Raw genomic sequence first — 24,401 nt, 5'->3', positions numbered from 1 at the left:
TCAGCCGACCTTCATATAGGCGAAGCCCTTGCCCTGGAGCGCCGCGCAGGTGGCGACCCCCGAGGGCACGAAGGAGATGAAGTCAGCCTGCCTCGCCCGGGACAGGTCGAGCTGGTTCCGCTTGAAGGTGATCTCGCAGAGATAGACCTTCAGCCCGGTCTTGGAGATCGCCTCGGCGCGGGCGAACAGTTCCGGCGGCAGCGTCTCGCCGGCCCACATGGTGCCGTCGAGATTGTCGAGGAAGAACTTGATGCCGCCGGCATGCACCACCAGCACGATCTCCAGCGCGAACGGGTCCGCCCCGTAGACCGAATAATGGTTGCCGATATTGTTCAGCGTCTGGGCGAAGCGGTCGGGATCGCCATAGTCGCAATGATAGAGGCAGGCGACCTCGGCATCCTTCTTGATGTCATCGAGCGACACCTGTGCGGGAGCGGCCGCGGCCCTGTCGACGGTCAGCGCGGCCCCCCCGGCGGCGAGACCGGCCATCACGGACCGGCGGCTGAGTTCAGGCATGGGCATGGCGTCCTCCTCCTCTTCTGTCTGCCGCGGCGGATAATGACCAGCGCGACCTCATTCGACCGCACCGGCGGGCTTGTCGCCTTGCTTGCCGGCATCGGGCGTGACGTCGAGCACCCGCGCATGGCTGGTGATCTCGACCTTCGGCTTGCAGTCCTTCATGCAGGGATTGGCGTTCCAGAACGCCTTTTCCGTGGTCTCGCGGTCGTCGTCGTAGAAGTTGGCCTGGTTCGGCAGCGCGACCTTGGGGAAATTCTCCTTCGACAGGACATAGTCGTCCGGCACGACGTCGTTGAGGTAGAGCAGATAGGCAACGATGGCATAGACCTCGTCCGGCTGCAGCGTCTGCGCCGCGCCGAACGGCATGGCCCGGTGCACATAGTCGAAAATGGTCGAGGTGTCGGGCCAGAACGAGCCGATGGTCTTTTCCGGCCGTTCGGATTTCAGCGTCCCCTGCCCGCCCGCCAGCACCGGCCACCGACCGACGCCCTCGCCGAACTCGCCATGGCACATGGCGCACTGGTTCTGGAACAGCTCCTCGCCCTGTGCCACCGAGCCCTTGCCCTCCGGCAGGCCGAGGCCGTCCGGGCGCACATCGATGTCCCAGGCCTTGATCTCCTCCGGCAGCGCCGGCCGGCCGAGCTTCACCGCATCGGCGGCGGCGGTGCCGGCGAGCGCGAGGAGGAGCGCGCCCGCAATGGCGCCGACCCTAGCTGACCTCGACATTCTCCGCCTCCCCGTTGCTGCGCACCAGCCAGGTCTGGATGCCGTTATTGTGGTAGATCGAGTTCTCGCCGCGCACGGCGCGCAGCTCCGCCTTGGTGGGCTGCACATAGCCGGTGTCGTCCATGGCGCGCGACTGCAGCAGCATTTCCTCGCCGTTCCAGTCGACATCGAGATAGAAGCGGGTCATCGCGCGCGGCAGCGCCGGCCCCTCGATGCGGGCGGTGGTCCAGTTCCTGCCGCCGTCGAGGGTGACGTCGACGCGGGTGATGGTGCCGCGCCCGGACCAGGCGATGCCGGAAACGACGTTGGGCCCCTTGGCGCGCAGCGGCGCCTGCGGGCTGGGGCTGGTGACCACCGACTTGGCATCCATGATGAAGGTGAAGCGGCGCGAGCGGCCGTCGGCCAGCAGGTCGGTATATTTCGACGTTTCCTCGCGCTGGCCCCAGGGCTGGTCGCCGACCTCGATGCGGCGCAGCCACTTGATCCACATATTGCCTTCCCAACCGGGCACGACGAGGCGCAGCGGGTAGCCCTGCTCGGGGCGCAGCGCCTCGCCATTCATCGCCCAGGCGACGAGGCAGTCGTCCATCGCCTTCTCCAGCGGGATCGAGCGCGTCATGGCCGAGGCGTCGGCGCCCTCGGCGAGCACCCACTTGCCCTGCGGCTTCACCCCGGCGGCTTCGAGGAAGGCGCGCAGCGGCACGCCGGTATAGACCACATTGTGGATCATGCCGTGGGTGTACTGGCAGCCATTGAGCTGGGCGCCGCGCCATTCCATGCCGCTATTGGCGGCGCATTCGAGGAAATAGACCCGGTTGGTGCGCCCCGGCATGCGCTTGATGTCCTCCATGGTGAACACCAGCGGCTTGTCCACCATTCCATGGATCATGAAACGGTGGCGGGCCGGGTCGATCTCCGCCTCGCCGCCATGGTGGCGCACGAAGCACAGGCCGTTCGGCGTGATGATGCCGTCCAGCGCATAGAGCGGGGTGAAGCTCACAGAGCTTTCGCTGCTGGCGGTGAGCCAGGTCACCTCGCGCCGGACCACGTCCTTCTCGAACGGCGAGGGAATGCCATAGGGGTGATTGTTCACCCCGGCGCCGAGCGCCTGCGTCCATTCGGGAATATTGACGATATCGGGATCGGGCGTCGCCTCCGCGGCGGCGGGCCGTACGCCGGCGGCCGCTCCCGCGCCGGCAAGCCCGGCGAGGGAGAGAAAGCGGCGGCGGTCCACCCGCGTCTCCGGCTTGGTCTGGGTCATCGCATTCTCCCGGACGGATATTCAAATTCGAATTTATGAATGAGTTGGACGTGCATCGTTCTTCACCGCGACCTCAGGCGCCGGAGACCTTGACCGAGCCGGTCGGCGCGATGTCCACGGTCCTGGCGGCGGCGACGTAACGCTCGACCAGTTCCCAGATCGGCGAGCCTTCCACGCCCTGGTTCACGCTGGCCCAGCCGGCGACCGCATAGGTCTTGCCGGGGTCGAGCGGCTGGCCGGTCTTCAGAGAGGTCAGGTCGGTGATGCGCTTGCCCATCGGCTGGCCGATGTCGATGGCATAGCCGACGCCGCCGACCCGCACCATGTCGCCGCCGCCCTGGAAATAGGGATCGGGGTTGAAGATGTTGTCGGCCACGTCCTCCAGCACGTCCTTCAGCTGCTTGCCGGTCATCATGTTGCGGTAGCAGGCGGGATAGGTGATGGCGGTGGCGTTGGCGATCGCCTCGAAGGTGATCGGGTCCCCCGGAAGCAGCGTGCCGCCCCAGCGGAAACCGGGCGAGAGGGCGATCTCGGCGTCGCGCTCGGCGAGCATGGCCTGGCAGATCATGTCGTCGAAGGTGCCGTTGAAATTGCCCCGCCGGTAGAGAAGGCTCCCCGCCTGCCCGACCACGCGGCCGAGATCGGCGGCATAGGGCGCGCGCACCTCCTTCACCAGCGCCGCCATCTCCGGATCGGGGGCGATGGCGTCGGAGAACACCGGCAGCAACCCGTAGCGGAAGCCGGCGACCTTGCCGTCCTTCACGTCGAGATCGAGCCGGGAGATGAACTTGCCGTGCGAGCCGGTGGCGATGAGCAGCGTCGTGCCGACCATCACCGGCGCCGGCAGCGCGTCGTGGGTGTGGGCGGTGAGGATGACGTCGATTCCCTTCACCCGGCCCGCCAGCTTGCGGTCGACATCGAAGCCGTTATGCGAGAGCAGCACCACCACATCGGCGCCGGCGGCGCGGGCCTCGTCGACCTGCTTCTGCACATCCTCCTCGCGCAGGCCGAATTCCCAGTCGGGAATCATCCAGCGCGGATTGGAGATCGGCGTGCGCGGAAAGGCCTGGCCGATGACCGCGACCCTGGCACCGCCGCGCTCGAACATCTTGCGCGCCGCGAAGACCGGCTCCTGCCACTCCATGCTGCGCACGTTCTGGGCGAGGAAGGCGAAGGGCGCCTTGTCGACGATGTCCTGCACCCGCTCGGCGCCGTAGGTGAATTCCCAATGGCCGACCATGGCGTCGAGGCCGAGCGCATCGAACACGCGCACCATGTCTTCGCCCTTGGTCTGCAGCGAACTCCAGCTTCCCTGCAGCCCGTCGCCGCCATCGAGCAGCAGCACATTGCCCTCCCCGCGCGCGGCGCGAATGGCCTTCACCAGCGTGGCGATGCGGTCGGCGCCGCCCATGCGCCCATAGCTGCCGGCCAGCGCGTCGAAATCGAGGCTGGTGAGGGCGTAGGCGTCCGGCCCGCCGGCGGCGAGCTTGAAATAGGACAGGAAAGCCTGATCGACGAGATGCGGCGGCAGGCCGCGCGCTTCGCCCACCCCGATATTGACCGAGGGCTCGCGGAAATAGATCGGTTCGAGCTGCGCGTGCAGGTCGGTGGTGTGCAGGATCGTCAACGTGCCCACGGGATCGAAGCGCAGGATATCGTCCTGCGTCATCGTTCCCGCCCGGGCCGCCTGGGCGAAGGCACCGCGGGCACCGGCTGCAAGCATGCCGGCGGCCGTCGCGGCGATCACGAAATCGCGGCGTGAGATCATCTGGCAAGTCTTCCCTGCTGGCGAGCGTCTTCCCTGCTGGCGAATCTTTGCCGCTGGCGAGAGGCTTCGCTGCTGGCAGGCCATCCCGATGGGAGGCCGGCCCATGACGCGACGGGCGGATCAGGCGACGGTCAGCTTGGCGCTCGCCGTCTGCTCGGAACCGTCATCGTCCTTCCAGGTGAAGGTGAACTCGCCCGATTCCGACGCCTTGTAGAAGAACGCCTGATAGGGATTGGCCGAGACGGCGGTAAACCAGTCCGCCTCAAAGAAGGTCTTGCCGTTGAAGCGCGCGGTGAATTTGTTGATGATGGCGCGCGGAATGGGCTTGCCGGACGAATCCTTGCGCTGCCCGCTCTCCATCTCGTGCGAAATGAGGGTCTTGATCTCGATGATCTCGCCGGCCTTGGCCTCGGAAGGCACCTTGATGCGCGGCTTGGACTTGATGGCCATGTTGGCGTTTCCCTGTCGTTTCCCCTGATGCGTGGCGCGCGGCCCCCAAGGGCCGGTCGCGCCGCTCAGCCGCCGCAGCCGCCGATGGTGACCTTCACCTGCGCCTTGGCCGTGTAGAGCGTGCCGTTCGACATCTCCGCCACGGCGACGACGTTCTGCGTCTGGGCGAGGCGCATGCGCACCGAAGCCGCCGCCTTGCCGGATTGCGGGGTGAACTTGTAGGTCACGACCTGGGGCAGCGGGTTGCCGTCGGCGAAGACGTGCACCGCCTTGACGTAGTCGCCATCGGTCATCGGGCTTTCGACGTCGACATTGAGCGGCACGACGAGGCCGTTCTCGGCGATCTCCGGCAGATCGAGCTTGATCTTGCCCGGGGCCATCGGCGTGTCGCCATAGAGCTTCTTGAGCTCGGCCGCGACCGCTTCCTCGGTCGCCATGACGAGCCGCGGGGCGAGCGTCGCCGCCAGCATGGCGGCCAGTCCGAGCCCCATGGTTTCCCGTCGCGACGGAGTCCAACTGCGAAGTTGCATCAGGCGTCCTCCTGCTGGCGTCGAGCGCCAGCGCTTTGTTTTTGCTTTGATTTAGTCGTCAGCGAGCCAATTTGGCCGGTAACGAACATACATATTGTGATATTAAATTTTTTGAATGTAAAGTGGCCTATCGAGCGATTGCCAATGCCTATCATCGCTCGCCACGGAGACCGCTTCAACATCCTCGCGAGAAGGGTGCGGCGCGGCTCAACAGCTGGGGAAGCACATGTCCAAGGAACCGATACGACCCAAGGAGTGCCTGCAGCCGACGCAGCGATTCATCGCTGGCTGCCTCGCCCTCGTCCTCCTCGCGCTGCCTTTCATCCTCGCCACCGCGCACGCCGCCGAGGACGAGAGCGAGAAGGAGATCGAACGCTACCGCCAGATGATCGAGGACCCGATGGCCAATCCGGGCTACCTCAATGTCGACCGCGGCGAAGTGCTATGGAGCGAGCCGCGCGGAACCAAAAACGTCTCGCTGGAGAGCTGCGATCTCGGCGAGGGACCGGGCAAGCTGGAGGGCGCCTATGCCCATCTGCCGCGCTACTTCGCCGATTCGGGCAAGGTGATGGACCTCGAACAGCGCCTGCTCTGGTGCATGGAGACGATCCAGGGCTTCGACACCAAGCCGATCGTCGCCAAGCCGTTCTCGGGCCCGGGGCGGACCTCCGACATGGAGGATCTGGTCGCCTTCATCGCCAACAAGTCGGACGGCATGAAGCTCCATGTCGCGCTGGCGACGCCGCAGGAACAGGAGATGTACGCGATCGGCGAGGCGCTGTTCTTCCGCCGCTCCTCGATCAACGATTTCTCCTGCTCCACCTGCCATGGCGACGCGGGAAAGCGCATCCGCCTGCAGGCGCTGCCGCAACTCGACGTGCCGGGCAAGGATGCCCAGCTCACCATGGGCACCTGGCCGACCTACCGGGTTTCGCAGAGCGCGCTGCGCACCATGCAGCACCGCATGTGGGACTGCTACCGGCAGATGCGCATGCCGCCGCCCGACTACGGCTCGGACGTGGTGACCGCGCTTACCCTCTACCTGACCAAGCAGGCCGAGGGCGGTGAGCTCAAAGTGCCGTCGATCAAGCGCTGAGGGAGGCGAAGATGAGAGTTCACACATTGCTGTCGCGCGCGGCGCTGGCCGGCGCCGTCCTCCTCCTGCCGCTCGCCGCCACCGCCCAGGAGGCGGCCAAGACGCCCGCCGTCGATGCGGCGCGGGTCGACGCGGTGGTCAAGGCGGGCTTCACCAAGCTGCCGGAGGGCTGGGAAACGCGCCTCCAGCAGGACGAGACGCAGCGCATCTGCTCGCTGACCCGCAACAACCCCTCGCCCGAACAGGCCGCGACGATCATGAAGCTGGAGGAGGTGCGCATCACCTTCCCCCAGGGATCGGTGCTCGGAAACTGGAAGGAGGGCGCCAAGGTCGCCCAGAACGGGCGCGGCGGGCAGTTCAGCGATGCGCCCGGCACGGTCAGCGGCGGCAATTGCTATGCCTGCCACCAGCTCGACCCCAAGGAAGTCAGCTATGGCACGCTCGGCCCCAGCCTCGTCGGCTATGGACGCGAGCGCAATTTCGCCCCCGAGGATGCCAAGGCGGCCTTCGCCAAGGTCTATGACGCGCAGGCCTCGATCGCCTGTTCCAGCATGCCGCGCTTCGGCACCAACGGCGTGCTGACCGAGCAGCAGATCAAGGACGTCGTCGCCTATCTGTTCGACCCGGAATCGCCGGTCAACAAATAGGCCGGCGTTACGGCGCCTTCTGCGCCGCCAGCCACGCCTCGAAGCCGGTGCTGTCGTAGGCGCCGGCTTCGACATAACGGAACATGCCGAGAAATTCGGGCTTGGGCAGCAGGCCCGGCAGGCGGGCGACCTCCACCACCTTGCCCTCGCGCAGGCCGAAGAACTGGAAGGTCGGCGTCGCCCGCACCGCGTAGTGCCCTGCCAGCGCCTTCTCCGACAGCGCCGCGCCATCGAAGCCGGTGACCTCGCGCGCGCCGAAAATGTCGAGATGCACGACGCTGAAATGGTCGCGCACATAAGTCTCGATCGCCGGATCGGCGAAATATTCGGTGTGCAGCCGCTTGCAGAGCGGGCAGCCGCGCTGGCTCCATTGAAGCGCGAAGCCCTTTCCGTCCGCCTTCGCCGCCGCGAAATCCTCCGGCAGATCGAGGAAGCTCTCGACATACCAGTCCTGCACATAGAGCCCGTCATCGCCGAGCCGGGTGGCCGCGCCGGCGGGTGTGGGCGCCAGCAGGAGCGCACCCGCCCCAAGGGTGAGCGAACGGCGGGTCAGGCAACGTTCCATGATCGGCTCCATCGTGGGCGCGCTCATCCGATCGCGCCGAGTGTGGGGAAGGCATCGAGCAGCCAGGCGGACAGTTGCGGCATCCAGCCGCCGATGAAGACCACGCCGGTGGCGACCAGCAGCACGCCGGACGCCTTCTCCACCAGGCCGAGCCGCGAGCGCATCGCCGCCGACCAGCGCAGGAAGCCGGTGGAGAACGCCGCAGCAGCGATGAAAGGCAGGCCGATCCCGGCGGCATAGGCCGACAGCAGCAGCACGCCCTTGGCGAGCGAATCCTCGGTGCCGGCGATGATCAGGATCATCGACAGGATCGGTCCGACGCAGGGTGTCCAGCCGAAACCGAAGGCGAGCCCGACCAGATAGGCGCCGACGAGCCCGGCCGGGGCGCGCGCCACATCCGGCGCCACCCGCCGATACAGCAGCGGAAGGCGCAGCAGGCCGAGGAAATGCAGGCCGAACAGAATCAGCATCGCCCCCGCCACCAGCGTCAGCAGCGGCGCGTGCAGGGCGAGCCATTGGCCAAGTTGCGAGGCGGTGGCGCCGAGCAGGATGAAGACGCTGGAAAAGCCGGCGACAAAGGCGACCGAGAGCGAGACCAGCCGCGCCCGCGTCGCCCCCTCGCCCTGCAGGCCACGGCCCGCACCGCCGAGAAAGCCGAGATAGGCCGGCACCAGCGGCAGCACGCAGGGCGAGGCGAACGACAGAAGGCCGGCCCCGAAGGCCCCGGGCAGCGTAATATCCAGCGACACGGCGTTTCCCCACGGACGATCCCGCTCTGCGACGGATTGACCATCGTATTCATATTCGAATGCGTTTATATAACGAATGCGATGTGACGTCATCCGGCAGGGGCCATGCAGGTACGGGTTCACGGGAAGATGAGCGGATGGCGCGGCTTGGCGGTTGTCGCTGGTGCCGCGGCCGTCCTGGCGGCGATGGCCGGCGCCGCGCCGGCGTGCGCCGCCGAGCTGCTGGTGTTCGAACAGGCGGGCTGCGTCTGGTGCCAGCGCTTCGAGCGCGAGATCGCCCCGCTCTATTCCCGGACGGAGGAAGGGCGCCTCGCGCCGCTGCGGCGGGTCGCGCTGGGCGACGAGGATGCGGCGTTCGCCACGCTAGCCGCGCCGGTGCGCTACGCCCCGACCTTCGTGCTGGTCGAGGACGGGCAGGAAGTGGGGCGCATTCCCGGCTATGCCGGCGAAGCGGCCTTCTGGGGGCTGCTGGCGGAGATGACGAAGAAATTGTCCCGGATACCGTGACGCTGTTGCTGGTGGAGCGAGTCCGATAAGCTGGAGTTGAAGGCGGCGTGATGATGACCGGAATCGTTTCGAAACGCATTGAGGACGAGCTGCGCAACGGCCCCGAGGTCTCGCCCGAGCTCGACCGGCTCATGCGCAATGCGCGGGAGGCGAGCGACTTCCTCAAGGCGGTCTCGCATGAAAACCGCCTGTTGCTGCTCTGCTTGCTGGCGGAGCGCGAACGCTCCGTCACCGAGCTTGAGAACATCCTTTCGCTGCGCCAGCCGACCGTGTCGCAGCAGCTCGCCCGGCTGCGGCTGGACGACCTCGTCTCCACCCGCCGCGAGGGAAAGACGGTCTATTACAGCCTCGCCGACGAAGATGTGCGGCGGCTGATCGGGGTGATCTACGACATTTTCTGCGGGACCAAGGAAGACTGAGCCGCAACAGCGCCGGCCGGACGGGCAACAATGCCCGCGGGAGCCATGGTACGGGAGGACCGGGCGCAATGGACGACCTCAATGCCTGGTGGGCCGCCCTGGCCGGCCTCGCCATCGGCGCCGCCGTGGGCTTCACCACGCGGCGCGCGCGGCTGTGCAGCTTCGGCGCGGTCGAGGATGCGCTGGTGGGTTCCGACACCCGCCGCCTGCGGGTGTTCGGCCTGGCGCTCGGCGTCGCCGTCGCCGGCACGCAGTTGCTGGTGCTGACCGGCCTGCTCGATCCGCAGGCGACCCCCTACGTGCCCGGTGCCCTGCCCTGGATCGGCATCGCGCTGGGCGGGGTGATGTTCGGCCTCGGCATGGCGCTGGTCGGCACCTGCGCGTTCGGGAGCTGCGTCCGACTCGGCTCGGGCGACCTGCGCAGCCTGGTCGTGCTGCTCGTCTTCGGCGCCACCGCCTACGCCATGCTGCGCGGCACGCTGGCGACCTACCGGATCGGCTTCGGCGAGGCCTGGGCGCTGACGATGACGGATTCCGGCCGGGCGGACCTGCCCGGGCTGCTGGACCCGCTGCTCGGCCTGCCGGGCCGCGCGCTCCTGGCCGCCGGCATCGCCGCCGTCCTCATCGCGCTGGCGGTGACCGACGCGCGCCTGCGCAAGGCGCGGCGCCTGCTCGCGGCCGGGTTCGTGCTCGGCGCCGGGGTCATCGGCGGGTGGCTGGCAACCCAGTATCTGGTCGACGAATTCATGCAGGCGGCACGGCCGCAGAGCCTGACCTTCGTCGCGCCGGTGGCGATCACCCTGAACGGGCTGCTGCTCGACGGCGCGGCGCTGCTGAATTTCGGCACCGGTTCGATCGCCGGCGTCATTCTGGGCGCCTTCGCCGCCGCGCGGTCGGGCGACGAGTTCCGCTGGGAGGCGTTCGACGACGCGCGCGAAATGAAGCGGCACCTGCTGGGCGCGGTGCTGATGGGCGTCGGCGGCGTGCTGTGCGGCGGCTGCACCATCGGGCAGGGGATCACCGCCGGCTCGCTGCTCGCCCTGTCCTTCCCGCTCGCGGTCGGCGGCATGATGCTCGGCGCCCGGCTCGGCATCGCCTTCCTGGTCGAGGGACGGGCGCTGTTCTTCCTGCCGGCCAGCCGGACCCAGCCCATACGATCGCGTGTGGCCGGCGGTCGGCGCCCGCGCTCCTGAGGCCGCGGGTCGGTGGCCCGACCGAGCGCGGCCTACGCCGACGGGCCGGCGGGCCGCACGATGCGGGCGAACAGGGCGGCGCTGCGGTTGCGCGCGCTTCGCGGCGGCGCCACAGAAACCGGCTGAGGCGGGGCGGGTAGCGGCACATCGGCGGCCGGCACATCGGCGGCCGGTACTTCGCCGAACTGCGCCTCGATGCTGCGCACGCACTGCTCCACGCCGGCATCGGCAAGCCGATAGAAAACCTGCTTGGCGGCCCGCCGGGTGGCGACCAGCCCGGCCCGCCGCAATTCGCCGAGCTGCTGGCTGAGCGCCGGCTGGCCGATGCCGGTGGCGCCGTCGATCTCGCCCACGGTCATCTCGCCGGAACGGAGATGGGAGAGGATCATCAGCCGCTGCGGCTGCCCGTAGCTCCGCAGCTTCTCAACCGCCTTGTCGGCTTCCTCGCGGGTCAGCGCCATGGTTTCAGCGCCATTGCGTCACCCGCGCTCCACGGTGCGGCAGAACCAGGCCGGGTCCTCGTCCGACAACAGCGTCTCGTCGGTAAGCGGGCGGAGCACCGGGTCGCCGGGCTCCCAGCCCTCCGGTGTCACGGCGTCGCCCAGTTCGACGCGCCTCAGCGCGGCGGCGAGGCGCAGCATCTCCGCCGCCGAGCGGCCGACCGACATCGGGTACCACTGAATGGCGCGGACGATGCCGTCCGGGTCGATGAAATAGCTCGCCCGCACGGTCGAGGAATCCTGCGCCGTCTCGTCCAGCATGCCATAGGCGCGGCTGATGACGAGCGAGGTGTCCTCCACCACCGGAAACGGCACCTCAACGTCGAAAGCGCCGCGGATCGCCCGCAGCCAGCCCAAATGGGAAAACAGGCTGTCCACCGACAGCCCCATCAGCGCGACGTCGATCGCCTCGAAGCGCGGCGCCAGCCGGGCCAGCGCGATGAACTCGCTGGTGCAGACCGGGGTGAAGTCCGCCGGGTGCGAGAACAGCACCAGCCAGCGCCCCCGGTAGTCGCTGAGCTGGACCTGCCCTTGCGTCGAGCGGGCGCTGAACACCGGCGCGGCATCGCCGATCCGCAGCGGGCGCGGTGCGGTGGCGGCGAATCGGCTCTCGGACGGAAGTTCCCCTGTCATGCCCCCTGATTGCCCTCAGCGCGAAAGTGACGCAATACGGATTTACAATTACATAGATTATGTAAATATGAAACTTATGAAGTCTCCGGAGGAACGCCAATGACCGACCCGATCCCCGATCCGCATCTCGAACAGGCCGCCGCCCAGATCCGCGCCGCCCGCGCGAGCGACAACCGCCTCGCGGTGGAAGCCTTCTTCGACGAGCCGACCAACACCGCGAGCTACGTCATCCACGACCCCGCCACCCGGCGGGCCGCCATCGTCGACAGCGTGCTGGATTTCGACGCGGCGTCGGGACGCACCTCCACCGCCTCGGCCGACGCGATCATCGCCTTCGTGAAGAAGGAGGGCCTGACGGTCGACTGGCTGCTGGAAAGCCACGCCCATGCCGACCACCTCTCCGCCGCGCCCTACATCCAGCGCGAATTGGGCGGCAAACTCGCCATCGGACGGGAGATCGTCACCGTCCAGAACGTGTTCGGGAAGATCTTCAATTTCGGCACCGAATTCGCCCGCGACGGCTCCGAATTCGACCGTCTGTTCGAGGATGGCGATACGTTCAGCGTCGGCTCCATTCCGGCCATGGTGCTGCACGTGCCCGGCCACACGCCGGCCGACATGGCCTATGTGATCGGCGACGTCGTGTTCACCGGCGATACGCTGTTCATGCCGGATTTCGGCACCGCCCGCGCCGATTTCCCCGGCGGCGATGCGCGCCAGCTCTACCACTCGATCCGCCGCCTGCTGTCGCTGCCGGACGAGACCCGGCTGTTCCTCTGCCACGACTACAAGGCGCCGGGCCGCGACACCTATGCCTGGGAAACCACGGTCGGCGCCGAGCGCGCCGGCAACGTCCATGCCCGCGACGGCGTGGACGAGGACGCCTTCGTCGACATGCGCACCCGGCGCGACGCCACGCTCTCCATGCCCAAGCTGATCCTGCCCTCGGTGCAGGTGAACATGCGCGCCGGCAACCTTCCCGAACCGGAAGAGAATGGCCGGCGCTACCTGAAGCTGCCGCTCGACACGCTCTGAGACCGCTCGCAACCGGCGCGCCAACGCCAACGCCAGCGATCAGTCGACCAATCAACACATCCAACGAAGATCGAGAAACGCCATGACGTCGAAACAGATCGTGCCGGAATTTCACGTGTCCGGCCCATTGGACGACGCATCCCTCGCGCAGGCCGCGGCTTCCGGCTTCCGCGCGATCATCTGCGCCCGTCCCGATGGCGAGGAGCCGGGACAACTGCCGGCCAGCGAAATAGCCACCCTGGCCGAGGCGCTGGGCATGGCCTTCGTCCATATTCCGGTGACCCCCGGCACCTATGCCGATGCCGACGTGGCCACCATGCGCACCATGCTCGACCGCCTTCCCGGACCCGTGCTCGGCTATTGCCGCAGCGGTACGCGGGCGGCGACGCTGTGGGCGCTGGCCGAAGCGGACCGGCGCGGCCCGGACGACATCCTGGCGCTGACCTCCGCCGCCGGCTGCGACCTCTCGGGCCAGCGCGCGCGCCTCGCCGCGCGTGCCGCGGCCTCCCGCATCGGCGGCGCCGGCACGGCGAAGATCTACGACGTGGTCATCGTCGGCGGCGGGGCGGCGGGTATCGCCACCGCGTCGAGCCTGCTGAAACGCCGGCCCTCGCTGGACATCGCCATCGTCGAGCCGGCGGAATGCCATTACTACCAGCCCGGCTGGACCATGGTCGGCGCCGGCGTGTTCCAGCCGGAAACCACCCGGGTGCCGATGGGCGCGGTGATGCCCGACGCCGTCACCTGGATAAGACAGGCCGCCGCCGGCTTCCTGCCGGAGGCGAAGGAGGTGGCGCTGGCGGACGGCTCTTGCCTGCGCTACCGGGTACTGGTCGCCGCGCCTGGGCTGCGGCTGGCGTGGGAGGCCATTCCCGGCCTTCCCGAGGCGCTCGGCCACAACGGCGTCACCTCCAATTACCGCTTCGACCTCGCCCCCTACACCTTCCGCCTCGCCAGCACGGTGAAGTCCGGCCGCGCCCTGTTCACGCAGCCGGCCATGCCGATCAAATGCGCCGGCGCGCCGCAGAAGGCGATGTACCTCTCCTGCGACATCTGGCGGGGGGCCGGCGTCCTGCCGCGCATGCAGGTGGAGTTCCACAATGCGGGGGGCGTGCTGTTCGGCGTGCCGGCCTATGTGCCGGCGCTGATGGACTATGTGAAGCGCTACGGCATCGACCTCAATTTCGGCTCCACCCTCGTCGCCGTCGATGGCGGGGCGCAGGTCGCCACCTTCGAGCGCAAGGGGGCCGATGGCGCCACTGAGCGGGTGGAGCGCGCCTTCGACATGCTGCACGCCGTGCCGCCGCAGAAGCCGCTCGATGCCGTCGCCGCCAGCCCGCTGGCGGGTGCCGGCGGCTGGATCGAGGTCGACCCGGCGACGCTGCGCCATGCGCGCCACCCCGACGTCTTCGCCCTCGGCGATGCCGCCAGCACGCCGAACGCCAAGACCGCCGCCGCCGCCCGCAAGCAGGCGCCGGTGGTGGCGGTCAACGTGCTGGCGGCGCTGGAGGGCAAGGCCCCCGCCGCGCAGTATGACGGCTATGGCTCCTGCCCGCTCACCGTCGAGCGCGGCAAGATCGTGCTGGCCGAGTTCGGCTATGGCGGCGCGCTGCTGCCCACCTTCCCGCGCTGGCTGCTCGACGGCACCCGCCCGACCCGCCTCGCCTGGTTCCTCAAGGACCGCATGCTGCCGCCGATCTACTGGCACGCCATGCTGAAGGGGCGGGAATGGCTGTGCGAGCCGCAGCCGATCGTGCCGGACCGCGAGGCCGCGTGATGCTCGATCCGCTGCAATACGGGCTCGGCGCCGGCGCCGGCGTGCTCGTCGGCTTCACGCTCGGGCTGGTCGGCGGCGGCGGCTCGATCCTCGCCGTGCCGCTGATGGTCTATCTCGTCGGCGTGCGCAACCCGCACATCGCCATCGGCACCAGCGCCTTCGCCGTCGCCATCAACGCGGCGGCCGGCCTGTTGAGCCATGCCCGGGCCGGGACGGTGAAATGGCGCTGCGGCGGCATGTACGCCGCCGCCGGTATCGTCGGCGCCTTTGCCGGGTCGAGCCTCGGCAAGCTGGTCGCCGGCGAGAAGCTGCTGCTGCTGTTCGCCCTGCTGATGCTCGTGGTCGGCGTGCTGATGCTGCGCGGGCGCGGCAATCCGGGCGAACCCGGTGCCGAGTGCAATCGCCAGAAGGCACCGAAAGTGCTCGGCTTCGGCCTCGGCACCGGCGCCTTTTCCGGCTTTTTCGGCATTGGCGGCGGCTTCCTCATCGTGCCCGGGCTGATCGGCTCCACCGGCATGCCGATCCTCAACGCCGTCGGCACCTCGCTGGTGGCGGTCACCGCCTTCGGCCTCACCACCGCGTTCAACTATGCGCTGTCCGGTCTGGTGAACTGGCCGCTGGCCTTCACCTTCATCGCCGGCGGCGCGCTCGGCAGCGTCGCCGGCATGAGGCTCGCCCGGCGCCTCGCCGGCCGCACCGGGCGCCTTACCACGGTGTTCGCGACACTGATCTTCGTGGTGGCGAGCTACATGCTGTTCAAGAGCGCCTCGGCGCTTCTGGCCTGAACCACTCAGCTGGCCGGGAGCACCACCACCTTCGCCCCGTCCGGGATGCGGCCATAGAGGTCGATCACGTCCTGGTTCATCATGCGGATGCAGCCGGAGGAAACCGCCTCGCCGATCGACCACGGCTCGTTGGTGCCGTGGATGCGGTAGAGCGTGTCCTTGCCGCCCTTGAACAGATAGAGCGCGCGAGCGCCCAGCGGATTGGCCTCGCCCCCTTCCATGCCGCCGGCCCATTTCGTGTACTTGTCCGGCTCGCGGGCGATCATGTCCCGTGTCGGCGTCCAGCGCGGCCAGGCGCGCTTGTAGGCGACCTCGGCGGTGCCGCTGAACTCCATGCCCGCCCGCCCCACGCCGACGCCGTAGCGCAGCGCCTTGCCGTTCTCCTGCACGAGGTAGAGAAAGCGGTTTCCGGGGTCGACCACCAGCGTGCCCGGCGGCTGGCCGGTGGGGTCGTCGACCAGCGTGCGCCGGTTGCGCGCCTTCATCTCGTCGACCGGCACGCCGGGGATGCGATATCCGCCGTCCTCCAGCGCGCCATAGCGCGGCGCGAAGGGGGAAACCACCGGAGCGGGCGCGGGCGGTGGCCGGCGCGTGGCGCAGGCGCCGAGCGCGAGCGGAAGAAGGCACAGCAGGCCCCGGCGCGACAAGCCGCGTGGCGCCCGGCGATCACTCTCGAAGCTCATGCGCATTACTGGGCCGCCTGGCGGCGGCGCGCCTCGGTGAAGGCCTCCTTGAAGCCGGCATAATCGAGCGTCGAGGTGCGGAACGGGCCGATCAGATAGGCCGGCGTCCCCTGCAGGCCGAGCGATTCCGCCTGGGCGAGATTGCGGCGCAGCAGCGCGGTGATGTCGCCGGCATGTGCCTTGAGGTCGGCATCGAGACGGGCAAGGTCGATGCCCGACCCCTGCACCGCCTTCAGCATCTGCTCCTTGCTGACGCCGCGCCCGGGGATCGCCATCAGCGCGCGATGCACCTTGTCGTACCCGCCCTGATATTTGGCCGCGAGGGCGATCTGCGCGCCATAGACCGAGGCCTCGGTAAGGATCGGCCAGTCCTTGTAGACGAGGCGGATCCTGCCATCCTCCCGCACCGCGCGCTCCAGGTCTGGCGCGGATTTCTTGCAGAACGGGCAGTTGTAATCGAGGAAGGCGACGACGGTGACATCGCCCTTCGGGTTGCCGGCGGTCGGCGCGGCGGGATCGCGCAGGATCGCGTCGACATCGACGCCCTGCGCGCGAAGGGCCGAGGCCGGAAGGGCCGTGCCGGCGGCGAGGAGGCCGGCGAGCATGAGGAAATGGCGGCGCTGCATGAGGGCTCCTGAGCGTTAAAAGGCAATGGGGAGGCTGCGGGTTCAGGCGCCGGCGGCATCGAGCCGGCGGGCGATTTCCTCGGCGGTGACCGGGCCGACGAGGCGCGAGCCGGCGATCTCGCGCCCCTGCGCGTCGACGAGGAACAGCGCCGGCGGGCCGACCACCCGGAACCGCGCCATCAGGGCGCGGGTGGCGGCGTCGTAGTCGGTGACGTCGGCGGTGACCTGCGCCAGCCGCGCGAGCCGCGCCCGCAATTCGGGCGCCGCCATCACCGCCGCGTTCGACTTGCACACGGTGCACCAGTCGGCGGTGAAGTCGACGAGGATCGGGCGCCCCGGCGCGCCGCCACCGACATCGGCGATGGCCTGGTCGAAGGCGGCGGTGGAGGTGACCGTCACGGCGGTGTCCGCCGCCGGCTGGCCGGGGACGGGGGCGGCGGCGAAGGCCAGCGGGCGGAGCGGGTCCTGCGCCCCGCCGGCGGCGCCGACGATCAGCGCCGCGCCATAGAGCGCCGCCGCCGTGCCGCCGCCGCGGGCGAGACGCGCGGCCGGGCCGCTCGCCGCGGTAAGCCGGTCAAACCCGCCGAAGAACGCCGCCGCCGCCATGAGAAGCACGCCGAGCATTGCCAGCGTCGCCGGCGGCGGCAGCAACCGCCCGGCGAGCAGGATGGCGACGGCGAGGAAGATAACGCCGAACATCTGTTTCGCCCGCTCCAGCCAGACGCCGCTCCTCGGCAGCAGCGAGGGGCCGAACAGCCCGACCAGCATCAGCGGCAGGCCCATGCCGAGCCCGAGCATGAACAACGCCGCGGCACCGGTGGCGGCGTCGCCGGTCGCGGCCGCGTACAGCATGGCGCCGGCCAGCGGCGGCGTCACGCAGGGGCCGACGATCAGCGCCGAGCCGAAGCCCAGCGCCGCCGCGCCCCCGATCGAGCCACCGCCGCCACGTCCCGCGAGCCGGGCGGAGAGCCCCGCCGGCAGGGCGAGATCGAACAGGCCGAACATGGAGAGTGCCAGCGCGGCGAAGAGCGCGGCGGTCACGCCGAGCGCCAGCGGGGTCTGCAGCGCCGCCTGAAGATTGGCGCCCGACCACCCGGCCACCGCCCCCACCAGCCCATAGGCGCCGGCCATGGCGAGCACATAGGTGCCGGTGAGAACGAGGCTGCGCCGCGCCGTCAATGCCGCGCCCGAACGGGTGAGCATGCCGGCGAGGATCGGGATCATCGGGAACACGCAGGGCGTCAGCGCCAGCAGCAGCCCGAAGCCGAGAAAGGCCAGCAGGGTCCAGCCGAGGCCGCCCTGAAACAGCGCTTCGATGCCCCCGTCGTCCGGCGCGGCGGCGGAGGATGCGGGCGCGGCCGGCGCAACCGCCGCAGAGGCCGGGCCGCCGGCGCCAGGCGCGGCCTCGCCCATCTCCAGGGCGGCCTTGCTGATGCCGAGCGTCGCGAGGTCGACGAGGCGCGCCTGCGGCGGGAAGCAGATCCCCTTCTCCGAGCACCCCTGATAGGAGACCCTGAGCCGGCCGGTGCTGGCGAGGCTGCCGGCGCTGGCCTCGACATCCCTATGGAAAATCTGGACGACGCCGAAATTGGGATCGTCCTTGGCCTCGCCCTCCGGCCGCTCCAAAGGCACGGCCGCGCCGTCGAGCGTGGCCTGCAGGCTGTCGCGGTAGAGATAATTGCCGGGCTCGACCCTCCAGCGCAGCAGCAGCGTTCCGGAGGGCGAGCGCTCGGCGTCAAGGCTGAAAGGCTCGGTGCGCGCCGAGGCCGCGACCAGCGGGGTGAAGCCGGGAGCTTCGCCGGCGCCGGCGCCGGGCGGCAAAAGGCACGTCAGCACAAGAACCGCCGCCGGGATCACCGCCGCCCGAATTGCCGCCCAAACTCGCCCTGCCATCGGATTCGCCGCTCCTTCATCGTCGCGACGCAGCGCTCTTATCCTCAGCTTAAGCCAGCCTTAAGCTGGCGGCCGAAGATGGCGGGCGATGACGGAGCAGGGATGAACACGGCGTGATGCGCATACTTCTGGTCGAGGACGACCCGGTGCTGGCGGACGGCATTCGCGCCGGCCTCGCCCTGGCCGGGTTGACGGTGGACGCCGTGACCAACTGCGCCGACGCGCAGGCGGCGCTTGCCGGCGCGCGCTTCGACGCTCTCGTGCTCGACCTCATGCTGCCGGACGGCTCCGGCCTCGACGTGCTGGCGGCGCTGCGCGCCCGCCGCGACGCGACGCCGGTTCTGCTGCTGACCGCCCTCGACGAGACGACCGACCGGGTGCGCGGGCTGGATGGTGGCGCCGACGACTATCTCGGCAAGCCGTTCGATCTCGACGAACTGGCCGCCCGGCTGCGCGCCCTCGCCCGGCGCGGCGGCGGCCGGGCCAGCCCGCTTCTCACCCATGGCGGCCTCACCCTCGACCCCGCCACGCTCTCGGTCAGCCTCGCCGGCCATGCCGTGCCGGTGTCGCGGCGGGAGTTCGCCGTGCTGGCCATGCTGATGGAGCGGCCGGGCGTCATCCGCTCGAGGGGCGAGCTGGAAGAGCGGCTCTATGGCTGGCAGGAGGAGATCGAGAGCAATACGGTCGAGGTCTATGTCCACAATCTGCGCGCCAAGCTGGGCCGCGACGCCATCGAGACGGTGCGCGGGCTGGGCTATCGGCTGCGGGGGGCGGCATGAGTTCGCTGCGGCGCCGGCTCTTCCTCATCCTCATGGCCGCCACCGGGCTCATCTGGCTGTGTGCCGTGGCGTGGATCAGCATTGGCAGCCGTAGCGAACTGGAGCATGTGCTCGACACCCGCCTGCAAGAGGCGGCGCGCATGGTGCACTCGCTGGTGATGGCGGGAGAGCATGCGCCGGGAGGCGCGGCACCGGCCCTCGCCGACACGCTGCCATCCACCCCCCTGGGCTATGAGCGGCAATTGTCCTGCCAGATATGGTCGTTCGACGGCCGGCTCCTCGCCCGGTCCTCCGGCGCGCCCGATGCCGCGCTGGCCGACGAGAGCGAGGGCTTTTCCGATCACGAGGTCGATGGCGAGACCTGGCGGGTCTACACCATCGTCGACCCGGAAAAGGATGTCCGGGTGGTGGTGGGCGACCGGATCGGGCTGCGCGACAGGCTGGTGCGCGACCTCGTCGCCGGGCTCGCGGCGCCGGCGCTGCTGGCGATGCCGCTGCTGGGGCTGCTGATCTGGTGGAGCCTCGGGCGCGGGCTGCAGCCGCTCAACCGGGCGGCCAAGGAAATCGCCGCACGCGAGGGCGAGGACATGCGGCCGGTCCCCCCCGATGGGACGCCATCCGAGATCCAGCCGCTGATCGGCGCCCTGAACGGGCTGTTCGCCAAGGTGGAAGCGGCACGCGCGCATGAGCGCGACGTCACCGCCTTCGCCGCCCATGAGCTGCGCACGCCGCTGGCGGGGCTCAAGACCCAGGCGCAGGTCGCCCTCGCCACCCCCGACGCCGCGACCCGCGAAAACGCGCTGCGGCAGATTATCGTCTCGGTGGACCGCACCGCCCGCCTGGTGCGGCAACTCCTGGCGCTCGCGCGTCTCGATGCGGGGGCGGCCGGCGCGGCGCGGGAAACGTCGATCGGCGCGCTATTGCGCGAGATCGTCGCCGCCGTGCCGCGCCCGCCCGGCATCCGGGTCACGGTCGACCCCGCGCTGGACGCTATCGTACGCCCGCTGGACTCCGATACGCTGGCGCTCGTGCTGCGCAATCTGCACGAGAACGCCGTGCAGCACATGGTGGCCGGCAGCATCCGCTGGTCAGTGGAGGACGGCGCCCGCCTCGTCATCGAGGACGAGGGGCCGGGAATCCCCGGGGATGAACTCGACCTCGTGCGCCAGCGCTTCTACCGCGGGCGGACAATGGCCGGCCCGGGCTCCGGGCTCGGCCTCGCCATCGCGGAAACCGCGGCCGCCCGCCTCGGCGCCCGGCTCGACCTCGCCAATCGCGCCGACCGGACGGGCTTGCGGGCCGTCGTCGATCTCCGCCACCGGTAGAAGGGCGAAATGCGTGTTCTCCGGCCTCGCCCTTCAGGAGGAACTGGACAAGCGCGCCCCCGCCTGGTGCGGAATCCCGGCCGTCAGTCCGCGCAATGGCGGCACTGTGGAATGGTCGCGGCCGGGAGCGGCTGATGTCTGTTGCGATTATTTTTCAACAGAGGGCCGGCGCGATCAGGTTGCATCATCTGACAGACACCGGCCCCGCCCCGCAAAGGCCTGCCCAGCAAAGGCCCGCCGGAACGCCCGCTGCAGGCCTTCCCGCCCGAGCGGCACGATCCAGGGCAGCCGGCCCAGCACCGGAACCCGCCCGATAGCGGCGATGGCGCTTTCCGCTTCCGGCGCGGCATCGCCGATGAAGGCGACCCCGAGCAGCGGTATCGCCCGCCGCCGCAGGGCTTCCACCGACAGCAGCGTGTGGTTGATGGTGCCGAGGCTTGTGCGGGCGCACAGCACCAGCGGCAATTGCCATCTGGCGAACATGTCGATGAAGGTCAGTTCCGGCGTCAACGGCACCATCACCCCGCCCGCCCCCTCGATCACCAGCGGGCCGGAGAGCGGGGGAATTGCGAGGCGGGCCGGGTCGATCACGAAGCCCTCCAGGGCCGCCGCCAGGTGCGGCGAGGCCGGCGCGCGCAGCCGATAGGCCTCCGGAACGATGCGCCCGGCGGGAATCTCGCCGAGCCGGCGGACCGTCCCGCTGTCGGTCTCGCCCTCCAGCCCCGCCTGCACCGGCTTCCAATAGGAAGCGCCGAGGAAGGCCGTGAGCGCGGCGGCGAACACCGTCTTGCCGATGCCGGTATCGGTGCCGGTGACGACGATCACCCGGCTCATAGGGGGGCGGCCGCTTGCTCAACGGCAGCGCCACAACCCCGATCGGCCGGCGGCCTTTGTTGGCACGCCGCGGCGCCATTGCCCGGCGCAGGCGCGCCTTGGCCCGGCGCGGCCGCGCGCATACCAAGCCTGGCCAGCAGCGCCGCATCGGCGCCGCGATCCGGATTGCCGGCGGTCAGCAGCACCTCGCCGGTGAAAATGGAGTTCGCGCCCGCCAGGAAGCACAGCGCCTGCGTCTCATCGCTCATCGCCTGCCGGCCGGCCGACAGACGCACGACGCTGGCCGGCATGAGGAGACGCGCCAGGGCGACCAGGCGCACAAAGGCGATGGCGTCGGCCGGCGCGGCCCTGTCCGCCACCGGCGTCCCCTCGATTTCATGCCACATATTCAGCGGCACGCTTTCGGGAGGCGGGTCCAGTGTGGCCAGCAGCACCAGCATCGAGATCCGGTCGTCCACCGTCTCGCCCATGCCGACAATGCCGCCGCAACACAGCCTGATGCCGCCTGCGCGCGCATGCGCCAGCGTCTCCAGCCGGTCGTCGAGCGTGCGCGTGGTGACGATCCTGGGATAGAAGCCGCGCGAACTATCTATATTGTGGTTGTAGTAGTCGAGGCCGGCCCGCGCGAGCCGCCCGGCCTGTGCCGGCGTCACCATGCCGAGCGTGACGCAGGTCTCCAGGCCCAGCGCCTTGACCCCCTCGACCATGGCGCAGACCGCATCCATGTCGCGGTCCTTCGGCCCCCGCCAGGCCGCCCCCATGCAGAACCGCGTGGCGCCACCGGCCCTGGCGCGACGCGCCGCCGCGAGCACGCGCTCCACCTCCATCAGCTTGGTCGCCGTCACGCCCGTCTGCCAATGGACGCTCTGCGAACAGTAGCCGCAATCTTCCGGGCAGCCCCCGGTCTTGATCGAGAGCAGTGTCGCCGTCTCGATCTCGGCCGGGTCGAAATGCCGCCGGTGGATCGCCTGGGCACGGAACAGCAGTTCCGGAAACGGCAGGTCGTAGAGGCCGCGCGCGGCGGCCTCGGTCCATGGTGGCGGCGGACCTTCGCCCGCAGCGTGCGCCACGCCCTCGCGCCGGGTCGCGCCGGTCATTGGCCGATCCTGCCGAGCAGCCGGGCCGGCACCAGCGCCGCCCCCAGCGCGACCATGGCGATGTTGATCAGGTCGCCGAGGATGAAGGGGGTGAAGCCGAGCGGGATGACCTGGCCGAGCGGCACATAGAGCCCAAGCCAGGGCAAGCCGATCGCATAGGTCACGGCGAGGCCGGCCAGCATGGCGAAGCTGCGCCCGACATGCCCGCGCCCCTGCGCCAGCGCGCCGGTCAGCCCGCTCGCCGCGAGATAGCCGAGGAGATAGCCGCCGGTCGGCCCGGCCATATAGGCGATCCCGATGCCGCGCTCCGGCGTGCCGGAGAACACCGGCAGGCCGATGGCGCCGGCGGCGAGATAGACGAGGAAGGTCGCCGTGGCGAGGCGGGGACCGGTGGCGACGGCGATGGCCATCACCGCCAGCGTGTGCAGCGTCATCGGCACCGGCCAGGACGGCACGCGCAGCTTGGCGCAGAGCGTGATGAGGGCGACGCCGAGCAGGATGGCCGCACTCGCCTTGGCCACCTGCCGCAGACCGGGTCGGGTGAGAATGAGGGTGGAAGACATAGCCGACTCCATTATTATAGATAATATGTCCGTATATCTATAATGAATTCACAGGAGTCGCGGTGGTGCAAGTCTCATTATCGATAATGTTAACCGACGATCGCGAAAACATCGCGCTTGCGTCCGCTCGCGGCAACGACCGGGCGGTGCCCGATCCACTGCACATGCCGCGCCAGGGTCGAACAGGCCGTCTCGACCTCGCCTTTGCGCAGGGCGGCGAGAATGGCGCGATGGTCGTGATCGGTGCGCGCTTCCCAGTCCGAGCGCCAGGCCGAGAAGAGGAAGCGGGCGCTGGCCGCGTGCAGGTCGTCGATGGCCGCCAGCAGGCGCGGCATGCCGCAGGGCGCGACGATCAGCCGGTGGAACCGCCGGTTCGCCTCTTCCCAGGAGCGGACATCGCGCGAATTGTCGCCGGCCTTCGTGGCTTCCTCCGCCGCCTCGAGAATGGCCGCGGTCAGGTGCGGCGCGGCATGGCGCAGCGCCAGCACTTCCAGCGCCGCCCGCATCTCGGCGACTTCCCTGACCTCCGCAAGGTCGAACGCCGCCACCCGCACGCCGCGCCGCGGCTCGCTCACCGCCAGCCCCTGCGCCTCCAGCCGCCGGAACGCCTCGCGCACCGGCACATGGCTCGCCCCGAATTCCGCGGCGATGTGGTCCTGGCGAAGCCGCGATCCCGGCTCGACCGCGCCGGCGATGATCCGGTCCGCCAGGACCCGGCTGATACGCGCCGCCAATGTCTCGTCTGATTTCGCTGCCATGTTTTATAGATAATTTGTCCCGTCGGCTTTGTCGACCGGACAGGAGGCAGTCGACGTCGCCAGAGGGGTACGACCCAAAGGGCCACCGGCCTTCCCTGCCCCATCCCCCTTCGTGGCACGGCGTTGACGCAGGAAAGCCCGTCGGTGATTTCTCACGGACGGGCTTTTTGCTGAGGATGTGACGAAGCTTTGTGCTGTGCTTTGCAGGCCTGGCAGCGACCTACTCTCCCAGGTCTTGAGACATAGTACCATCGGCGCTGAGGAGTTTAACGGCCGAGTTCGGGATGGGATCGGGTTGAGGCTCCTCGCAATGGCCACCAGGCCGGCGAAGCACAGCATTTTGCGAAGCAAGGATCCGTTATGGATCGGGCCTGGTCGGCCCTGGTCTTTGGATTGCTTTGATCCCTGATGGATGACCATCGAGGATGAGAACGATCAAGCCAATCGAACGATTAGTACCGGTAAGCTCAATATGTTGCCACACTTACACACCCGGCCTATCAACGTGGTCGTCTTCCACGGTTCTCAAGGGAATACTCGTTTTGGGGTGGGTTTCCCGCTTAGATGCTTTCAGCGGTTATCCCGACCGTACATAGCTACGCTGCACTGCGGCTGGCGCCACAACAGATCCACCAGAGGTACGTTCATCCCGGTCCTCTCGTACTAGGGACAAATCCTCTCAA

27 protein-coding genes and 2 rRNA genes are annotated in these 24,401 nt (G+C 69.2%); 10 read left to right on the top strand and 19 right to left on the bottom strand.

All coding sequences use genetic code 11. The features are described 5' to 3' along the window. From KHC23_RS04120 to soxY, 6 genes are all read right to left on the bottom strand, one after another. On the bottom strand, window positions 1–522 hold the full coding sequence (locus KHC23_RS04120; protein WP_213369835.1) for a DsrE family protein: 522 nt from the start codon (window positions 520–522) through the stop codon (window positions 1–3). A gap of 51 nt (window positions 523–573) precedes the next feature. Then, a complete protein-coding gene (locus KHC23_RS04115) occupies window positions 574–1,245 on the bottom strand; it encodes a c-type cytochrome (RefSeq protein WP_213369833.1) in 672 nt (223 codons plus the stop codon). Continuing rightward, window positions 1,229–2,506 (bottom strand): sulfite dehydrogenase, encoded by a 1,278-nt coding sequence (gene soxC, locus KHC23_RS04110; RefSeq protein WP_213369831.1) that lies wholly within the window; start codon window positions 2,504–2,506, stop codon window positions 1,229–1,231. Before soxC ends, KHC23_RS04115 begins: the two co-directional genes overlap by 17 nt. A gap of 73 nt (window positions 2,507–2,579) precedes the next feature. Further along, complete coding sequence (soxB, locus tag KHC23_RS04105) at window positions 2,580–4,274, bottom strand: thiosulfohydrolase SoxB (protein WP_213369829.1); 1,695 nt, start codon at window positions 4,272–4,274, stop codon at window positions 2,580–2,582. Between the two features lie 120 nt (window positions 4,275–4,394). Next, window positions 4,395–4,724, bottom strand: coding sequence for a thiosulfate oxidation carrier complex protein SoxZ (gene soxZ, locus KHC23_RS04100; protein ID WP_213369828.1), 330 nt, complete (start codon window positions 4,722–4,724; stop codon window positions 4,395–4,397). Window positions 4,725–4,789: 65 nt separating this feature from the next. Further along, window positions 4,790–5,254 carry a thiosulfate oxidation carrier protein SoxY gene (gene soxY, locus KHC23_RS04095; protein WP_213369825.1) on the bottom strand — a complete coding sequence of 155 codons (465 nt, stop codon included), beginning with the start codon at window positions 5,252–5,254 and terminating at the stop codon, window positions 4,790–4,792. Window positions 5,255–5,480: 226 nt separating this feature from the next. On the opposite strand from soxY, the gene soxA reads away from it, so the two are divergent. Continuing rightward, window positions 5,481–6,350 carry a sulfur oxidation c-type cytochrome SoxA gene (gene soxA / locus KHC23_RS04090; protein ID WP_213369823.1) on the top strand — a complete coding sequence of 290 codons (870 nt, stop codon included), beginning with the start codon at window positions 5,481–5,483 and terminating at the stop codon, window positions 6,348–6,350. An 11-nt stretch (window positions 6,351–6,361) separates the two neighbouring features. Continuing rightward, a complete protein-coding gene (gene soxX, locus KHC23_RS04085; protein WP_213369821.1) occupies window positions 6,362–6,997 on the top strand; it encodes a sulfur oxidation c-type cytochrome SoxX in 636 nt (211 codons plus the stop codon). Between the two features lie 7 nt (window positions 6,998–7,004). Here soxX and KHC23_RS04080 read toward each other — a convergent pair whose 3' ends face one another. Next, window positions 7,005–7,562, bottom strand: coding sequence for a SoxW family protein (locus KHC23_RS04080; protein WP_213369819.1), 558 nt, complete (start codon window positions 7,560–7,562; stop codon window positions 7,005–7,007). A 23-nt stretch (window positions 7,563–7,585) separates the two neighbouring features. After that, on the bottom strand, window positions 7,586–8,311 hold the full coding sequence (locus tag KHC23_RS04075) for a cytochrome c biogenesis CcdA family protein (RefSeq protein ID WP_213369817.1): 726 nt from the start codon (window positions 8,309–8,311) through the stop codon (window positions 7,586–7,588). Window positions 8,312–8,458: 147 nt separating this feature from the next. Between KHC23_RS04075 and KHC23_RS04070 the strand changes: the two genes are divergently transcribed. The 3 genes from KHC23_RS04070 to KHC23_RS04060 all read left to right on the top strand — a co-directional run bounded on the left by KHC23_RS04070 (window position 8,459) and on the right by KHC23_RS04060 (window position 10,430). Further along, window positions 8,459–8,818, top strand: coding sequence for a thioredoxin family protein (locus tag KHC23_RS04070; protein WP_246544184.1), 360 nt, complete (start codon window positions 8,459–8,461; stop codon window positions 8,816–8,818). Between the two features lie 53 nt (window positions 8,819–8,871). After that, complete coding sequence (locus tag KHC23_RS04065) at window positions 8,872–9,237, top strand: ArsR/SmtB family transcription factor (RefSeq protein ID WP_213369855.1); 366 nt, start codon at window positions 8,872–8,874, stop codon at window positions 9,235–9,237. Window positions 9,238–9,305: 68 nt separating this feature from the next. Further along, window positions 9,306–10,430, top strand: coding sequence for a YeeE/YedE family protein (locus tag KHC23_RS04060; protein WP_213369814.1), 1,125 nt, complete (start codon window positions 9,306–9,308; stop codon window positions 10,428–10,430). 32 nt (window positions 10,431–10,462) lie between these two features. Here the strand turns inward: KHC23_RS04060 and KHC23_RS04055 are convergent, their stop codons facing one another. Continuing rightward, complete coding sequence (locus KHC23_RS04055; protein ID WP_213369812.1) at window positions 10,463–10,891, bottom strand: ArsR/SmtB family transcription factor; 429 nt, start codon at window positions 10,889–10,891, stop codon at window positions 10,463–10,465. A gap of 18 nt (window positions 10,892–10,909) precedes the next feature. Continuing rightward, entirely contained in the window at window positions 10,910–11,563 is a 654-nt protein-coding gene (locus KHC23_RS04050; protein ID WP_213369810.1) for a peroxiredoxin, read from the bottom strand. 99 nt (window positions 11,564–11,662) lie between these two features. Here KHC23_RS04050 and KHC23_RS04045 point away from each other — a divergent pair, with 99 nt between their 5' ends. The 3 genes from KHC23_RS04045 (at window position 11,663) to KHC23_RS04035 (ending at window position 15,160) form a co-directional block, all read left to right on the top strand. Next, complete coding sequence (locus KHC23_RS04045) at window positions 11,663–12,598, top strand: MBL fold metallo-hydrolase (RefSeq protein ID WP_213369808.1); 936 nt, start codon at window positions 11,663–11,665, stop codon at window positions 12,596–12,598. A gap of 82 nt (window positions 12,599–12,680) precedes the next feature. Then, on the top strand, window positions 12,681–14,375 hold the full coding sequence (locus KHC23_RS04040; protein ID WP_213369807.1) for a bifunctional protein tyrosine phosphatase family protein/NAD(P)/FAD-dependent oxidoreductase: 1,695 nt from the start codon (window positions 12,681–12,683) through the stop codon (window positions 14,373–14,375). Then, window positions 14,372–15,160, top strand: a complete 789-nt coding sequence (locus KHC23_RS04035; RefSeq protein WP_213369805.1) for a sulfite exporter TauE/SafE family protein — start codon at window positions 14,372–14,374, stop codon at window positions 15,158–15,160. The genes KHC23_RS04040 and KHC23_RS04035 overlap by 4 nt, the downstream gene beginning before the upstream one ends. A gap of 5 nt (window positions 15,161–15,165) precedes the next feature. On the opposite strand, the gene KHC23_RS04030 is transcribed toward KHC23_RS04035, so the two are convergent. From KHC23_RS04030 to dsbD, 3 genes are read right to left on the bottom strand one after another with little or no spacing between them, the layout of a single operon-like run. Then, entirely contained in the window at window positions 15,166–15,843 is a 678-nt protein-coding gene (locus KHC23_RS04030) for a L,D-transpeptidase (protein WP_213369803.1), read from the bottom strand. Window positions 15,844–15,848: 5 nt separating this feature from the next. Continuing rightward, window positions 15,849–16,469, bottom strand: coding sequence for a DsbA family protein (locus tag KHC23_RS04025; RefSeq protein ID WP_213369801.1), 621 nt, complete (start codon window positions 16,467–16,469; stop codon window positions 15,849–15,851). Window positions 16,470–16,511: 42 nt separating this feature from the next. After that, a complete protein-coding gene (gene dsbD, locus KHC23_RS04020) occupies window positions 16,512–18,362 on the bottom strand; it encodes a protein-disulfide reductase DsbD (RefSeq protein WP_213369799.1) in 1,851 nt (616 codons plus the stop codon). A gap of 116 nt (window positions 18,363–18,478) precedes the next feature. Between dsbD and KHC23_RS04015 the strand changes: the two genes are divergently transcribed. After that, window positions 18,479–19,141, top strand: coding sequence for a response regulator (locus KHC23_RS04015; RefSeq protein ID WP_213369853.1), 663 nt, complete (start codon window positions 18,479–18,481; stop codon window positions 19,139–19,141). Further along, window positions 19,138–20,466, top strand: coding sequence for an ATP-binding protein (locus tag KHC23_RS04010; protein ID WP_213369797.1), 1,329 nt, complete (start codon window positions 19,138–19,140; stop codon window positions 20,464–20,466). Before KHC23_RS04015 ends, KHC23_RS04010 begins: the two co-directional genes overlap by 4 nt. Window positions 20,467–20,640: 174 nt before the next feature. Here KHC23_RS04010 and bioD read toward each other — a convergent pair whose 3' ends face one another. The 6 genes from bioD to KHC23_RS03980 form a co-directional block, all read right to left on the bottom strand. Then, on the bottom strand, window positions 20,641–21,300 hold the full coding sequence (gene bioD, locus KHC23_RS04005; RefSeq protein WP_213369795.1) for a dethiobiotin synthase: 660 nt from the start codon (window positions 21,298–21,300) through the stop codon (window positions 20,641–20,643). Continuing rightward, window positions 21,297–22,397 (bottom strand): biotin synthase BioB, encoded by a 1,101-nt coding sequence (bioB, locus tag KHC23_RS04000; protein WP_213369793.1) that lies wholly within the window; start codon window positions 22,395–22,397, stop codon window positions 21,297–21,299. Before bioB ends, bioD begins: the two co-directional genes overlap by 4 nt. After that, window positions 22,394–22,960 (bottom strand): biotin transporter BioY, encoded by a 567-nt coding sequence (locus KHC23_RS03995; RefSeq protein ID WP_213369791.1) that lies wholly within the window; start codon window positions 22,958–22,960, stop codon window positions 22,394–22,396. Before KHC23_RS03995 ends, bioB begins: the two co-directional genes overlap by 4 nt. An 89-nt stretch (window positions 22,961–23,049) precedes the next feature. Then, complete coding sequence (locus KHC23_RS03990) at window positions 23,050–23,718, bottom strand: GntR family transcriptional regulator (RefSeq protein ID WP_213369789.1); 669 nt, start codon at window positions 23,716–23,718, stop codon at window positions 23,050–23,052. A 207-nt stretch (window positions 23,719–23,925) separates the two neighbouring features. Further along, window positions 23,926–24,040: ribosomal RNA gene (gene rrf, locus KHC23_RS03985) — 5S ribosomal RNA — on the bottom strand. A 109-nt stretch (window positions 24,041–24,149) separates the two neighbouring features. Further along, window positions 24,150–24,401: ribosomal RNA gene (locus KHC23_RS03980) — 23S ribosomal RNA — on the bottom strand; the annotation flags it as partial.

This window comes from Ancylobacter dichloromethanicus, from assembly GCF_018390645.1.
GTDB lineage: Bacteria > Pseudomonadota > Alphaproteobacteria > Rhizobiales > Xanthobacteraceae > Ancylobacter > Ancylobacter dichloromethanicus.
This window is presented reverse-complemented; position numbering and strand designations above follow the sequence as displayed.